A 15,246-nucleotide genomic window follows, 5' to 3' on the forward strand; every position below is an offset into this window, starting at 1 on the left:
CTTTATTCTTCATCATCAAGATGCTCTTTGATCATCACCAGGAAAGGTTTGCCAAAGCGCTCCAGTTTGCGGTGGCCCACGCCGTTGACGCTGAGCATCTCCGACGCGCTGACCGGCATCTGTTCTGCCATCTCTATCAATGTGGCATCATTGAACACCACATAGGGGGGAATATTCTCTTCGTCGGCGATCGCTTTTCGCAGCTTACGCAGCTTGGCGAACAGCTTGCGGTCGTAATTGCCACCGAGAAACTTCGCCGGACTGCTGCTTTTTGTTTTCGCAGTAATCAATCGCGGCACTGCCAGCATCAGTGGCACTTCACCGCGCAGCACCGGGCGCGCTGCTTCGGTCAACTGTAACGCCGAATGCATAGCGATGTTCTGCGTCACCAGCCCCAGATGGATTAACTGACGTAACACACTGACCCAGTGTTCGTGACTCTGGTCTTTGCCCAGCCCATAAACCGGCAGTTTGTCATGACCCTGTTCACGAATACGCTGATTATTAGACCCGCGCAGCACCTCAACGATATAGCCCATGCCAAAACGCTGACCAACACGGTAGATACCGGAAAGCGCTTTTTGCGCTTCAACCAGACCGTCATAGCGTTTAGGCGGATCGAGACAGATATCGCAGTTGCCGCATGGCTGCTGGCGACCCTCGCCAAAATAGTTCAGCAGCACCAGACGGCGGCAGGTCTGCGCTTCCGCAAACGCGCCCATCGCATTGAGCTTGTGGCGTTCAATATCCTGCAGCGGCCCTGGCACTTTCTCTTCGAGGCATTTACGCAACCAGGCCATATCGGCCGGATCGTAGAGCATCATCGCTTCGGCGGGCAGACCATCACGTCCGGCCCGGCCGGTTTCCTGATAATAGGACTCAATATTACGCGGAATATCGAAGTGAACGACAAAACGGACGTTGGGTTTGTTGATACCCATGCCAAAGGCCACCGTCGCCACCACGATTTGCAGATCGTCACGTTGAAACGCTTCCTGCACCCGGCCACGCTGTTCGCTATCGATTCCGGCATGATAGGCGCCCACGCTGAATCCACGGCTTTGCAGACGCGCGGCGGTGTCTTCCACCTTCGCCCGGCTGTTGCAGTAGATAATGCCGCACTTACCGCGCTGATCCTGAACGTAGCGCAGCAGCTGATCGGTGGGTTTAAATTTCTCCACCAGCGTGTAACGGATATTAGGACGGTCAAAGCTGCTGATCTGGATCAGCGGATCCTGCATGTGCAGCAGGTTAACGATGTCATTGCGGGTGGTTTCATCCGCCGTCGCGGTCAGTGCCATCACCGGTAATTCCGGGAAGCGCTGACGCATCTTTCCGAGTGCGCCATATTCCGGACGGAAATCGTGGCCCCACTGGGAAATGCAGTGCGCTTCGTCCACGGCCAGCATCGCGGGCTGCCAGTGCGCCAGACTTTCCAGGAAGTTATCCATCATCAGGCGTTCGGGAGCGATATAAAGTAGCTTAACCCGACCGGTACGGCAGTCTGCCATCACCGTCTGCTGCTGATCGCGCGTCATGGTGGAGTTGAGATACGCCGCCGCCACGCCATTCGCCAGCAGCTGATCGACCTGATCTTTCATCAGAGAGATCAGCGGTGACACCACCAGCGTCAGTCCCTCGCGCACCAGCGCCGGAATCTGATAACAAAGCGATTTCCCTCCGCCAGTGGGCATCACCACCAGGCAATCGCGCCCGCTTAGCGCCTGATGAATGATCGTCTGCTGACCGGGACGAAAATGCTGATAGCCGAAGGTATCCTGCAATACCTGCTGCGCCAGCGCTTCCTGATTGAGAACTGCCGAGGTTGCCACGCGATTCCTGTCTTACGTTTGAGATTAGAACAAGTCGTTAAGCGTTACACCCACACCCAGACGCGTCTGGCGATGGTTGTAATCGATCAGTGATTCACCGTAACCGCTAAATACCTGAGTATAGAAGCGGACATGCTCACTGATAGGGTAGCTCCAGCCCATTGTCGCGCCGCCATAACCGCTGTTCCAGTTATAGTTGCCCTCAACGCTGAAAATACTGTCGCCTAGCCGGTAGCCCACTTTGGCACGGTAATAACCCATGTATTTGGTGATATCAGGATTATCATCGCTGCTCTCCCCTTCCGGGATGCGATACCAGGGTTTGATTTCCGCCAGGAAGTTACCGTTCTCCGCCATCAGACGCGCATAAACGCGGTTCCAGCTGCGTGAAGTCGGATCGCTTCGTCCATTGGACTGATGATTCAGACCCACTTCAACATCCCGTAAGGTCCAGCCCGCCAGTGAATAGTCGGTTGCCCAGCCGAGGAAGATCTGGGGTTCATAGTTGGTTTCGCGGAATGGCGAAGACTCCGCGCTATTCGACAGCTGCCACCAGGAACGCTGTGTATAAGAGGCCGCCAGGACGGAGTTGTCGCCCAGAATACCGCGCCATAACGGAAATGCCAGACTGAGCTGGAATTTCACTTCATCTTTACGGGCATTTTCTCCCCAGTTATAAGATGAGATCGCCTCTTTATTCAGATCGCTGGTATAGGTGTAGAGCAGATAGTTGTTCTCGTAAGGATAGAGAACAAACGGGTTGTCGTGCTTCTCCAGCAGGTTAGCAATAATGCTGCCCTGGACCTGTGGCGCGTCATGAACCTCTTTAATCTGGGCTTCATCCGCCTGCGCCAGCGCAGGAAATATCAACATTGCCGCCAGCAAGGCGCGATGCTTACGCATAGAATTCTCCGGTGAGCAACTGCGTATCAGAATAACTGAAAGGGTGTCGTAAAAAGCAGGCCATTCTACACACAAATGGCAGCGAGCATGAGTGCTGATTTCTTAAACTGGAAACACCCTCGCAGGCGTCATAGAATACACAACTCATTAACGTTCCGCGCCCCTCTGGCCCGATTTTTTCAGGACACATCATCATGTCATCACCCGTGCTGACACAGCAGGACGCTCGTAAGCTGGTCGGCGAAATTTTCGTTTATCACATGCCGTTTAATCAGGCGCTGGGCCTGGAGCTGCTGCGCCTTGACGCAGACTACGCAGAGATCAGTTTCAATAACAAAACCATGCTGGTAGGTAACCAGGCACAGCAGATTCTGCACGGCGGTGTTATCGCCTCGGTACTGGATGTCGCTGCGGGCATGGTCTGCGTCAGTAATGCGCTAACCCGTCAGGAGAGCATCACTGAGGAGGAGCTGCGCCAGCGTCTGTCGCGCATGGGCACCATTGATATGCGTGTCGACTATTTACGTCCCGGACGCGGTGAACGCTTCATCGCCACCAGCAGCCTGCTGCGTGCCGGTAACAAAGTCGGAGTGGCTCGGGTGGAGCTGCACAATCAACATGGCGACTACATCGCTACGGCGACTGCCACCTATCTTATCGGCTAACCACGACACTGAATGGATCGCATATGGATACGCAACAAACCCGGCAGGGCGTTGGCTTTGCACTGGGCGCTTACTTTATCTGGGGCATTGCGCCCGCCTATTTCAAGCTAGTGAAACAGGTTCCCGCGACAGAAATCATGACGCATCGCGTGATCTGGTCTGCGCTCTTTATGCTGTTGCTGATTACCCTGAGCCGCAGCTGGCCCGGTGTACGCAGCGTATTGCGCCAGCCCCGAAAAGTGCTGATGCTGGCGCTGACAGCAGTGACGATCGGCGGCAACTGGCTGCTGTTCATCTGGGCGGTCAACAATCAGCATATGCTGGAAGCCAGCCTCGGTTACTTTATTAACCCGCTGATTAACGTGGTGTTCGGCATGCTGTTTCTGCGCGAACGCTTTCGTCGCCTGCAGTGGCTGGCCGTACTGCTGGCAGCCGTCGGCGTGCTGGTGCAGCTGTGGCAGTTTGGATCGTTACCGATTATCGCGCTGGGCCTGGCGCTGAGCTTTGCCCTCTACGGTCTTTTGCGCAAAAAGATTCAGGTCGATGCGCAGAGCGGTATGCTGATTGAAACCCTGTGGCTGTTCCCGCTGGCGGCGATTTACCTGTTTGGCTTTGCCGACAGCGCCACCAGCCATTTATCGGCTAACCCGCTGAGCCTCAACCTGAAGCTGATTGCGGCCGGCATTGTTACCACCATTCCACTGATGCTGTTTGCGGCGGCCTGCAGCCGACTGCGACTCTCCACCGTGGGCTTCTTCCAGTACCTCGGCCCGACGCTGATGTTTGTCCTGGCGGTGGTGTTTTACGGTGAAACCATCACGCCAGACAAGCTGGTGACCTTTGCCTTCATCTGGCTGGCGCTGCTGGTGTTTGTCTGCGATGCGGTGGCGTTTTCATTCCGCTCCCGTTCCCGTGCGCGCGTAGCGTGAAATAAAGCGCGCTAAAGCCGGGCCGGTCAGCAGGATGGTAAAGAGACGCAACGTCTGCATCGCCATCACAAACGCCATATTGACCTGCGTGCCTGCAGCAATAATCGCCACCGTGTCCAGTCCGCCTGGACTGGTGGCGAGATAAGCCGTCATCAGATCGATATCCAGCATTCGGGTCAGCATCCACGCCAGCCCGCCACACAACAACATCAACCCGAAGATCGAGGCCAGCATTTGCGGCAGCGTGCGCAGTGCCAGCAGAAAAATCGGGCGGGTGAAACGCAGTCCCACGCTCCAGCCAATCAGCGCATAGGCCACGGCCAGCAACCATTCCGGCACCTGTAATATCGCGATATGACTGCTGTTCAGTGCCGCACCCGCCAGTGCGGGCAGCAGCAACGCGCCAGAAGGAATGCGCAGTCGTGTGCCCAGCCATGCGCCCAGCAGCATGACGACCAGGGTAATGGCAAAACCGCGATTCAGCGCCGGAAACCAGAGCAGCGACACGCTGTGTGCTTCATCGCCCAGCCCGATGCGCGCCACCAGCGCGGCCGCCGAGGCGACAAACAGCACCCGCAGATACTGCATAAACGCCACCAGCCGGACGTCAGCGCCAAAGTCACCCGCCATCGCCACCATGGCCGATGCTCCCCCCGGCGACGATCCCCATGCGCCGGTCGGGCCAGGCAGATGACTGAAGCGCACCAGCAGAAAACCGGACAAGCCACTGGCCGCCAGCGTCAGCAACAGCACCGCCAGTACGATCGGCCAGTCCTGAATCAGCGGTGTCAGAATCGAAGGTGACAGGCTTTGCGCAATCATGCAGCCCAGAACGGCCTGAGCAACCAGGAAGAACCGTTTATCAATGCGCAGCGTGGCACCTGATAGCCCCATCACCACGCCCACGATCATCGGTCCCAGTAACAGCGCGGCAGGCACATGAAAATAGTGCAGCACCGCACCCAGCAACACTGAGACCAGCAACAGCAGCGTCCACTGCGCGCGCAACGAAAAAGCGTCCATAAGAAGTTAATTATTTGTAAAAACAGGAGGGTCAGAGTACGCAGAAACGGGGATGAGAGCCAGCAAAACGGGCCATCTGAGATGGCCCGTGGCTGTTTTAAAGCCAGTTTTTACGCTTGAAGTAGAGATAAGGTGCCAGTCCGGCAAGAATCATCAGGCCGATAGCCGCAGGATAACCAAAGCTCCACTTCAGTTCCGGCATAAACTCGAAGTTCATCCCGTAGCTGGAAGCCACCAGCGTTGGCGGCAGAAATACCACGGAGACCACGGAGAAGATCTTGATGATGCGGTTCTGCTCGATATTGATAAAGCCCATTGCCGCCTGCATCAGGAAGTTCACCTTCTGGAACAGCGATTCGTTATGCGGCAGGAGCGATTCGATATCGCGCAGAATTTCACGTGCCTGCTCCAGCTGATTGCCCGGCAGGCGCGCTTTACGCACCAGGAAGTTCAGCGCGCGCTGGGTATCCATCAGACAGAGGCGCACTTTCCAGCCGATATCTTCCAGTTCCGCTAACCGCGACAGCGCCTGATCGTACTCTTCGCCCTGCTGACCTTCCATGATCACCCGGCTGAGTTTCTCCAGCGCGCTGTAGATGTTCTCGATTTCATCGGCAAGCTGTTCGATTTTGGTTTCAAACAGGTCGAGCAGCAGCTCAAAGGCATTGCCGTCGATCAGCGTCTGGTTACGGGCGCGCATACGATAGAGGCGAAAAGCGGGCAGTTCGCGTTCGCGCAGTGTATAGAGGCGGCCTTCACGGATGGTGAACGCCACAGTAGAGTTACCGGCGTGATCGTCAGCATCTTCATAGAAGAAGAAGGAGTGAATATGCAGACCATCTTCATCTTCGAAGAAACGTGCTGAGGCCTCAATGTCTTCCAGCTCAGGCCGTGTTGCCAGGCTCTGACCCAGTTCTGACTGCACCCGATCACGTTCGCCCTCTTCCGGTTCAATAAGATCGACCCAGACGGAGGTGGTCAGTTTGTCGTTTTCGTCTTCCAGCTCCAGTCGCGTCAGGCGGCTGTGATCCAGTTTAAATGCGCTCAGCATAGCAATACTCCCCATTGCAGACTAAATGGGACAAGGCAGTCCGCCGTTCCTCAACATGGAACGTGCGGCCTGAACACGGAAACAGAGTTTCAGAGATAAATCAGTGCTGACTCGTGCGACGGAATCAAAAAGGGAGGTCGCTGATAACCGCTAAGGCTACCCGCGTAAAGAGGTAGCCTTAGATGTTATTCCTGGTATCCAGGTCATTGAGCCAGCATCGACTGGGCGTGTCCAAGGCATTGTCCTCTCATGATAATAGTGGGCGCATGTTACGCTGAGACGAAAAAGCCGTCAACCGCACGCTAAAGCGTTTCCAGCTTTGCGTAAGCCGCCACCAGCCACTTGATTCCCTGCCCCTGAAACGCCACCTGCAGGCGGCTGTGTTCACCGCTGCCTTCCAGATTAATGATGGTGCCTTCGCCAAATTTCGCGTGATGAACACGCTGACCCAGCGCGAATCCGCTGTCATTTTTGGTCACCGGGGCACCCATCCGCTGATGGTTTACCGGACGGCTCACGCTGGCGCGCAGACGCACTTCTTCGATGCACGCTTCGGGCAGTTCGCCGATGAAACGGGAAGGCCGGTGATACACTTCCTTACCATAGAGTCGGCGGGTTTCAGCGTAGGTCAGTGTCAGTTTCATCATGGCACGGGTTACGCCGACATAAGCCAGACGACGCTCCTCTTCCAGACGGCCGCCTTCATCCAGCGACATCTGGCTCGGGAACATCCCCTCTTCCATGCCGACAATAAAGACCTGGCTAAACTCCAGCCCTTTCGCCGAGTGCAGCGTCATCAGCTGAACCGCATCCTGCCACTTGTCCGCCTGACCTTCACCCGCTTCAAGGGCGGCATGGGACAAGAAGGCCTGCAGCGGCATCAGATCTTCATCTTCGTCCTGATAGCTGAACTGGCGTGTTGCCGTCACCAGCTCCTCAAGGTTTTCGATACGCGCCTGGCCCTTCTCACCTTTTTCCTGCTCATACATCAGCCACAGGCCTGAGTCTTTAATGACCCGGTCGGTCTGAACATGCAGCGGTAAATCGGCGGTTTCCGTAGCCAGTGAATCGACCAGCTCACAGAAGCGTTGCAGCGCAGACGCGGCACGGCCAGCCAGCGCGCGGCTTTGCAGCAGTTCGCGCGTGGCCTGCCACAACGTCATCTGACGCTCACGGGCGGTCTGACGTACCACGTCGAGCGTGCGATCGCCCACGCCACGTGTCGGGGTATTTACCACGCGCTCAAAAGCCGCATCGTCATTGCGGTTCGCCATCAGACGCAGATAGGAGAGCGCATCTTTGATCTCCTGGCGTTCGAAGAAGCGCATGCCGCCATAAATACGGTACGGCATGCTGCTTTGCAGCAGCGCCTCTTCCAGCACACGCGACTGGGCGTTGCTGCGATAGAGAATGGCGCAGTCGTTGAGCGCGCCGCCGTTCTCCATCCAGACCTTGATGCGGTTAACCACAAAGCGTGCTTCATCCAGCTCATTAAAGGCGCAATAGATAGAGATTGGCTCACCATCGCTGCCTTCGGTCCAGAGCTCTTTACCCAGGCGGCCATTGTTGTTGGCGATCAGGGCGTTGGCGGCTTTCAGGATGTTATTGGTTGAGCGATAGTTCTGCTCCAGACGAATGGTTTCCGCGCCAGGGAAATCCTGCAGGAAGCGCTGGATATTCTCGACCTGCGCGCCGCGCCAGCCGTAGATAGACTGGTCATCATCGCCTACGATGATCACACGACCGCTGTCACCCGCCAGCATCCGAATCCAGGCGTACTGAATGTTGTTGGTATCCTGAAACTCATCCACCAGCACGTTGGTAAAACGTTCGCGGTAGTGATTAAGAATGTGCGGCTTGTTGAGCCACAGCTCATGGGCGCGCAGCAGCAGCTCAGCGAAATCGACTAGACCGGCGCGATCACAGGCCTCCTGATAGGCCTGATAAATGCGCAGCCAGGTCTGCTCAATCGGATTGCCGTAGCTTTCAATATGCTTTGGCCGCAGGCCTTCATCTTTTTTGCCGTTGATGTACCACATGCCCTGACGCGCAGGCCACTGCTTGTCATCAAGGTTCATGGATTTAATCAGGCGCTTAAGCAGACGCAGCTGATCTTCACTGTCGAGGATCTGAAAATCCTGCGGCAGACCGGCATCAAGATGGTGAGCGCGCAGTAAACGGTGCGCCAGGCCGTGGAAGGTGCCGATCCACATCCCGCCCTGACTGGTGCCGATCAGATGCTCGATACGGTGACGCATCTCCGCGGCCGCTTTGTTGGTAAAGGTCACCGCCATAATTGAATAGGGAGAGCAATTCTCCACCGACATCAGCCAGGCAATGCGATGCACCAGCACCCGCGTTTTACCACTGCCCGCGCCTGCCAGCACCAGCAGGTTACTGCGCGGAGCCGCAACGGCAGCGCGCTGATTGTCATTCAAACCATCGAGCAGTTCAGAAACGTCCATAAGCACCGTTTACCAGAGAAAAAGCGTCGTCGTCGCGCTGATTATTCCGCCTGCCGCAAGACAGTATCGCTGCCCGTCAGGCGGCGACACAGATGCCAGATTAGCGACGGCGGCAAAGCAGAAAAGAGGAGACGACTGGATAAATTTACAGCCATTATAGCAGTGAGGTGAGTGATGCCAACCGCGAAATTTCGACATGCGGCAACAGGCGCGCATCCGGGATATGCATCAGGTTGCCCTGCCGCAGGTTAATCCAGCAGGCCTGCAGTCCGCAGCGCAGTGAGCCCGCGACATCGGTTGTGAGGTCATCACCGACATGCAGAATATGATGTGGTGCGATATCAAGGCGTTGCGCGGCAAGCTGATACATATCCTGCCACGGCTTGGCGCGCCCATCCGGCCCGGCCCGCAGCGTAAACTGAAAGTAGTGCGCAATGCCCATTTTTTCCGGGCAGGCGTTACCGTTGGTGACCGCCACCAGCGGGATTTTTTCCGCCAGCGCTTTTAGCGTCTGATGCGTCTCATCCGGCATCTCGACCTGACTCCGCCACTGATGAAAGACCGCCATGACATCTGCCGCGCCCGCTGTCGCTTCAGCGGCCGAGAGGCCGACATTCAGCATCGCCAGCTCTACCGAACGGCGTCGCCACTCCGATACATCATGATAGATTTCAGGCTCACGCTGCAGCAGTTCGTCACGTAACTGCTGATAATCCTGCGGCGTGAAGTCACGCAGCGCCGGATGAAAAGCCTGCAACGCCGCATGGGACTCCAGCGTGGTACGACGAATCACCGGGTAGTTATCGTAGAGCGTGTCATCAAGGTCGAAGCTCATAGCTTTTATGGCCGACAGCGGACGATAAAACTTCATTCGTTCTTTCCTCGTTTGGCGCGGGGATGCGCAGCGTCATACACCGAAGCCAGATGCTGGAAGTCGAGATGGGTGTAGATCTGGGTCGTCGACAGATTCGCATGCCCCAGTAACTCCTGCACGGCGCGCAGGTCGCCGCTGGACTCCAGCAGATGCGTGGCAAAAGAGTGGCGCAACTTATGCGGATGGATATGGCTCGCCAGACCCTGTCTGATGCCCCATTCGGCAAAGCGCTTCTGTACGTTGCGGGGCGAAATGCGGTTGCCGCGCGTCGACAGAAACAGCGCATCATCCTGGGCACCGAACGTTTCACGCAGCGGCAGCCAGTGCTGGATCCAGGTGACGGCCGTGCGGCCAATCGGAACCCGGCGCTCTTTGCTGCCCTTACCCACGACCCACACTTCACCGGAATCGAGATCGACATGGCGGCAATCCATATTGACCAGTTCGGAGAGACGCAGACCGCCGCCATACATCACTTCCAGCATCGCCCGGTCGCGCACCGCCAGCGGATCGTCAAGGTCGATCTCCAGCAGCTGATTCACTTCATCAACATCAATATTTTTGGGCAGATGCCGTGCTTTACGTGGCGTCATTACCCCTTTGGCAGGATTAGCGGAGAGCAAACCCTGACTCACCTGCCAGTCGAGGAAACTGCGCAGCGCAGAGAGGCGCAGCGCCAGGCTGCTGGCAGAGAGTCCGGCACGACGGCTACGCGCCGCCATGCTGCGCACCTGCGCGGGTTCCAGCTGTGCCCAGCTGCTGAGCTTCATCTCGTCAGCAATCGCCACCAGCGCGGCAAGCTGTCGCGCATAACTGCTCTGGGTTAACGGACTCAGCTGGCGCTCCACTTTCAGGTAGCGCAGGAATCCGTCGACAGCCTCCAGCAGCGTGCTACTCATGCGCGCTCGACCCAGCGGGAAAGCAGATCAGGCATCATCTGCGACAGGTGCTGCAACAGCAGTGTCCCCATACCCGACTGGTAGTGCTGGCTGTCGCGACTGCTGAACACCAGCACGCCGAGATCGCCCTCTTCGCCCATCAGCGACATGGCCACCGAACCGATCGCTTTTGCCTGCGGCAGCAGCAGCAGCAGTTCCGGGCCATTAATGTTGCCGAGATAGTGATGCTGGTTACCGAAGCGCTGAATACGCAGCGGTTCAAACGCCTGACGCGACAGGCTCAGCTGAAAGAAATCGGAAGGCGCGCCCAGCAGCCATTTGTCACTAAACAGCCGCACATTGGCACCTGCCAGGCCCAATTCACGTGCCCAGCGGTGCAATCGGTTGAGCATATCCTGCAGCGAATCAGCCGCTGCCAGATGACTTTCCAGCGACAGCAGACGGTCAAACAGTTCGTGGTTAGCGCTGGCCTGCTCCATCAGCAGCGTGATCTCTTCTTCCAGCCGCTGAATGTGGTTGCGTTGCCGCGCCATGTGCCACTCGACCAGCGACACGCTGCCGCGCACCGGATGCGGCACCGACATCTGTTCAACTGCGCGGGCATTGCGGATAAAGAAATCGGGATTCTGCCGCAGATAATCACTGACGGCCTGATCGTCCAGCAGAACCGAACTGTCAGTCTGCTCTTCGATATTTTTCATAGATGAATAAACCCATCGTAGACGTGTGTCGCAGGCCCGGTCATATAGAGCGGCTGACCGGCACCTTTCCAGGAGATATGCAGCGTTCCACCAGGCAGATCGACACGGACGTTAGGTGCCAGAATGCCCTGCTGAATGCCGCATGCAACGGCAGCACAGGCGCCACTGCCGCACGCCTGTGTTTCACCCGCGCCGCGTTCATAGACGCGCAGGCGGATATGTTCGGGATTGATGATCTCCATAAAACCCACATTGACGCGATCCGGGAAACGCTCATGGCTCTCCAGAATCGGGCCCAGCAGTTCAACCTGCGCGGTTTTCACACTTTCAACCTGGATGACGCAGTGAGGATTACCCATCGAAACCGCACCCAGCATTACCGTCTGTTCGGCAACGCGCAGCAGATAGAGGTTTTCGGCTTTGTTGGCGCGGAACGGCACCTGCTGAGGCTCAAAGTTGGGCTCGCCCATGTTCACGCGCACCTGGTCATCCGGCGTCACGGTCAGGACCATACGGCCATTTTGCGTACTGACCCGGATATCGGTCTTGTTGGTCAGCCCTTTGAGCTGAACAAAGCGGGCAAAACAGCGCGCACCGTTACCGCACTGAGCCACTTCACTGCCGTCGGCGTTGAAAATGCGATAGTGGAAATCGAGATCGGGATCGTAAGGGGGTTCAACAATCAGCAGCTGATCAAATCCGATCCCCAGATGACGATCGGCCAGCCGGCGGATCAACTCCGGCGAAAAAAAGACGTTTTGTGTCACTGCATCCACAACCATAAAATCGTTGCCGAGACCGTGCATTTTGGAGAACTGCATTTTTTGCTCCGCCGGATAAGCCATCAGATTAGTTCGCTTGTACGCCTGAGTTGCCGGTAACCAGTCCGCCCACATCGGCTTTTTTGGCATCCGCTTTCTGGCGTTCGGTCGGCGATTGTTGTTTCTTCGGCTGATCCTTCGGCGGGAAGTAAAGCGGTCCTTTCAGACCACAACCTGCAAGGCTGGTTACAGCCAGTGTCACGGCCAACAGGCTTATTACTTTCTTCATTCTTTATGCTCTTCATGTCCTTTACCTGGATGCTTATCATCGCAGTTGAAGGTGGAAAAGCAACAGGAAATCCCCGCTAATAGCGTGAACCGGGTGACAAGCCAGAAAGATAGCGGCCACCTGCAGAGCGCAGGCAGGCCGTCAGCATCAATGCACCTGATAGCGCGGTTGATAGTCGCTGTTGTCGTTGTCAGGCTGCGTCGTACACAGCTGCGTCAGCGTCTGACTACGGAACGGAATCACCTGGAATCGCTCACCCGTGTTCACAATCTGATAGAACTGCGGCAGGTTAAAGTTGATAAAGCTCGACCCATAGGTGAAGCGATCGTGCGATGAGGAGTAGAACCGACTGACGTCGCGCACCAGCTCCTCTTTGCTGCCTTCACAGTGATGATAGACCTCAACCCGATTGGTCTCATCGAGAATGTAGATATTGAAGCCGCGCTCATCCGTGGTGTTTTCAAAGAAGAACTGAATGATGCCTTCGCTGGCATAGCCGTTAACAACGGGTGGCAGCGGCGTCTGATTCGTTTCGACTTTAATAGAGAGTCCATGCAGCTTGTTGTTGGAGATCGCGCCATAAAACTCAACGGCATTTTCCAGCTTCTGCACAGAAACACTCATACGTTCAAAGAACAGACCCCAGGTCTGGCCTGCCATGCGCAGCGCTTTAAAGCGGCCCGGCTCCTGACGTGTGCTGGAAAGGCGCAGCTCAATGCACTCTGAGACCAGCTGCTGCACGCGCGTGCGGATCAGACCGCGCAGGTGCTGGCTGTAGCAGAACACTTCCACCGTATCCGGCGGTGCGGCATCCTGATGCATCTTGCCAAGAATGGTTTTCAGTCCTTCGATCATCGCCTGTTCGCCGCTGAAATGCAGTGTACGCACCTCATTCCAGGAGTTGCGATAGAGCAGATCGATACTGCCAATCAGGCACTGCTGCTGCTGACCAAAGCTAAAAACATCCAGCTTGCGGAAGTCGAAGTGCACCACCTGGTTGCGGAAGGCCGCTGTCGGGTCATGCTCAAGGTTAACAATAATCGCCAGGTGACGAATTTCACACGGGCTGTAGAGCGCTTTTGGTGTCGGCGAAGGCAGACGCAGCGGGAAGTGGCTGGAAACATCGTTGACCAGCTCCTGCAGACGCGCCAGATCGCAAATCTCATTGCCTTTAATATGCAGCCGGGTTTTGCGGGTCAGCAGACCATTAAACCACGCCCACGCCACCAGCTTGTTCAGGTAGCGGTTATATTCCAGCGGCTGATGGCTGATGATCGAATCCATATCCGGTGCCTGGTTATAGAGATACCAGCCGGAACGGTTGGCACGGCCAGGTGGGACATGAATAAAGGTCAGATTCGGTTCAGAGAGATCGGGCGAAATCTGCGGGTTCACCAGCGTCACTTTGCCCGGCAGCGCTTCAAACGCGGCATACAGTTTACGGGTTAATACACCGATATCCTGCGGGCTGGCGCTAACGCTTAAGTTATTGCGGCGGGCAAAGCGGATCAGGTTGCGATAGCTTTGCATCATCGCATCCAGTAATTCGTTATGGGCTTCGCGCACCCGCTCAATTTTCCACTCGGCGCGGTTGTCCAGAACGGCAATCTTCTCTTCGTTCCAGCCCCACTCTTTGACCAGCTGCGATAAAATCTCGCGACGCCAGCCGGTGCGATGATGATGATCTTCGGTGCTGAGCTTTTCACATACTTTGAGATAGAAGCAGCGACGAACCAGATCAAGACGCGGCTGATCGTCAACGCTGGTGAGATAGTGCGTTACGCGTTCCAGCATCATGCAGTAAGGATCGAGTCCGAAGCAGATGATTTCGCCGTCGTGCAGGCGCTGTTTGATATCCATCGCCAGCAGCTGCGTGTTCGGGTATTCCCAGCTATAGGCTTCCAGCAGCAACGTTTTCAGTACGGCTTTATAAGGCGAGTCGATGCTTTTATAGAGCTGCCACAGACTGGCACCAAAATACTCTTCAGCAGACAGCGTACCGAGGCCACCCAGATCGAGCCACTCATTGGGGGTCAGCACGCCTTTCGCGTACAGCGACATCACGTAATCGTCATAGTGATGCTCTTCTTCACCCGGTACCATATTCCACAGGAGACGTTTGCCCGCCATACGAACCGCAGTACGGTAAAACTCATCCAGCAGCAAAATGTGTTGGGTTGAGCCGCAATCTTCACCGCCCAGGCTGCCGCTTTCATTGTGACGGAAGCGGTTCTCATCAATCAGGAAGAAACTGACTTCCACACCCATTGAGACGCACCACTTCTGCAATAACGTACATTTGCGCTGCAGATTCAGGCGCTCTTCATTATCAAGCCAGGATTGATGGCAGACCCAGATATCGAGATCCGAGACGCTATTCTGGCCGACAGACGAGGTGCTGCCCATGGAGTAAATGGCGGTGATTGGCATCTCGCCTTTCGGCGCATCGGCATGGCGCAGGTCGCTGTCGCCGGTGAGATCGGCCAGCAGCTGGTGCTGATTTTCATCAGGCGTGTAGAAGCTGATGCCATATGGAACGCTACCTTCAAGGTAACCCGGCATCTGAGGATGTTGATAATGTAATAAGGTTGGCAGCAGACTGTAGACGCGCTGAAAAGCGGGTCCCATAGCAGCCAGCGCACGATCAACGCGCAGCTGGTTGATTGCATCCAGTCTCTGTTTCAGTGTCTCAATGTAGAGGTACAAGACGTTTCGCCTGATTGTCCCAGTGTTTAAGCACCCTGTTTCCACGCTCTGCCGCTTATTAAAGTAAAAAGTGGGCAGATAATTGCTGGAAACGTGATCAATCTAACACTCGCCAGATTGACCGTAAAGAAAGTTGCGCTACTTAACA

The 15,246-nt window shown here is 56.1% G+C and carries 14 protein-coding genes; 2 read left to right on the top strand and 12 right to left on the bottom strand.

Features of this window, described 5'->3' with window-relative positions; all coding sequences use genetic code 11:
- Nucleotides 1-2: 2 nt before the first annotated feature.
- Together recQ and pldA are read right to left on the bottom strand one after the other, a co-directional pair.
- Nucleotides 3-1,832: an ATP-dependent DNA helicase RecQ gene (recQ, locus tag H7K52_RS15605; RefSeq protein ID WP_003854379.1), complete on the bottom strand. Its 1,830-nt coding sequence runs from the start codon at nucleotides 1,830-1,832 to the stop codon at nucleotides 3-5.
- Between the two features lie 24 nt (nucleotides 1,833-1,856).
- On the bottom strand, nucleotides 1,857-2,735 hold the full coding sequence (gene pldA / locus H7K52_RS15610) for a phospholipase A (protein WP_003854378.1): 879 nt from the start codon (nucleotides 2,733-2,735) through the stop codon (nucleotides 1,857-1,859).
- Between the two features lie 194 nt (nucleotides 2,736-2,929).
- On the opposite strand from pldA, the gene H7K52_RS15615 reads away from it, so the two are divergent.
- A complete protein-coding gene (locus H7K52_RS15615) occupies nucleotides 2,930-3,400 on the top strand; it encodes a thioesterase family protein (protein ID WP_003854376.1) in 471 nt (156 codons plus the stop codon).
- 23 nt (nucleotides 3,401-3,423) lie between these two features.
- Entirely contained in the window at nucleotides 3,424-4,329 is a 906-nt protein-coding gene (rarD, locus tag H7K52_RS15620) for an EamA family transporter RarD (protein ID WP_003854374.1), read from the top strand.
- Here the strand turns inward: rarD and H7K52_RS15625 are convergent.
- From H7K52_RS15625 to H7K52_RS15665, 10 genes are all read right to left on the bottom strand, one after another.
- Nucleotides 4,294-5,352 carry an AbrB family transcriptional regulator gene (locus H7K52_RS15625; protein ID WP_003854372.1) on the bottom strand — a complete coding sequence of 353 codons (1,059 nt, stop codon included), beginning with the start codon at nucleotides 5,350-5,352 and terminating at the stop codon, nucleotides 4,294-4,296. The two genes, rarD and H7K52_RS15625, sit on opposite strands and share 36 nt — an antisense overlap.
- A gap of 97 nt (nucleotides 5,353-5,449) precedes the next feature.
- Entirely contained in the window at nucleotides 5,450-6,403 is a 954-nt protein-coding gene (gene corA / locus H7K52_RS15630; protein WP_003854370.1) for a magnesium/cobalt transporter CorA, read from the bottom strand.
- A gap of 178 nt (nucleotides 6,404-6,581) precedes the next feature.
- Nucleotides 6,582-6,638, bottom strand: a complete 57-nt coding sequence (gene ysgD, locus H7K52_RS19060; RefSeq protein ID WP_369690086.1) for a YsgD/CorL family protein — start codon at nucleotides 6,636-6,638, stop codon at nucleotides 6,582-6,584.
- Nucleotides 6,639-6,705: 67 nt separating this feature from the next.
- Nucleotides 6,706-8,868: a DNA helicase II gene (gene uvrD, locus H7K52_RS15635; protein WP_003854368.1), complete on the bottom strand. Its 2,163-nt coding sequence runs from the start codon at nucleotides 8,866-8,868 to the stop codon at nucleotides 6,706-6,708.
- A 154-nt stretch (nucleotides 8,869-9,022) separates the two neighbouring features.
- The gene (yigB, locus tag H7K52_RS15640; RefSeq protein WP_039658612.1) at nucleotides 9,023-9,739 is read right to left on the bottom strand and encodes a 5-amino-6-(5-phospho-D-ribitylamino)uracil phosphatase YigB; all 717 of its coding nucleotides are present in this window, start codon (nucleotides 9,737-9,739) and stop codon (nucleotides 9,023-9,025) included.
- Nucleotides 9,736-10,641 (bottom strand): tyrosine recombinase XerC, encoded by a 906-nt coding sequence (gene xerC / locus H7K52_RS15645; RefSeq protein WP_008926439.1) that lies wholly within the window; start codon nucleotides 10,639-10,641, stop codon nucleotides 9,736-9,738. The genes yigB and xerC overlap by 4 nt, the downstream gene beginning before the upstream one ends.
- Nucleotides 10,638-11,342 carry a DUF484 domain-containing protein gene (locus H7K52_RS15650; protein ID WP_182630203.1) on the bottom strand — a complete coding sequence of 235 codons (705 nt, stop codon included), beginning with the start codon at nucleotides 11,340-11,342 and terminating at the stop codon, nucleotides 10,638-10,640. Before H7K52_RS15650 ends, xerC begins: the two co-directional genes overlap by 4 nt.
- Nucleotides 11,339-12,163 (bottom strand): diaminopimelate epimerase, encoded by an 825-nt coding sequence (gene dapF / locus H7K52_RS15655; protein ID WP_008926438.1) that lies wholly within the window; start codon nucleotides 12,161-12,163, stop codon nucleotides 11,339-11,341. Before dapF ends, H7K52_RS15650 begins: the two co-directional genes overlap by 4 nt.
- A 28-nt stretch (nucleotides 12,164-12,191) precedes the next feature.
- Nucleotides 12,192-12,392: an LPS translocon maturation chaperone LptM gene (gene lptM / locus H7K52_RS15660; protein ID WP_008926437.1), complete on the bottom strand. Its 201-nt coding sequence runs from the start codon at nucleotides 12,390-12,392 to the stop codon at nucleotides 12,192-12,194.
- Between the two features lie 147 nt (nucleotides 12,393-12,539).
- Nucleotides 12,540-15,098 carry a class I adenylate cyclase gene (locus H7K52_RS15665; RefSeq protein ID WP_182630204.1) on the bottom strand — a complete coding sequence of 853 codons (2,559 nt, stop codon included), beginning with the start codon at nucleotides 15,096-15,098 and terminating at the stop codon, nucleotides 12,540-12,542.
- Nucleotides 15,099-15,246: the final 148 nt, after the last annotated feature.

Origin of the sequence: Pantoea hericii (assembly GCF_014155795.1) — a bacterium.
GTDB classification, from domain to species: domain Bacteria; phylum Pseudomonadota; class Gammaproteobacteria; order Enterobacterales; family Enterobacteriaceae; genus Pantoea; species Pantoea eucalypti.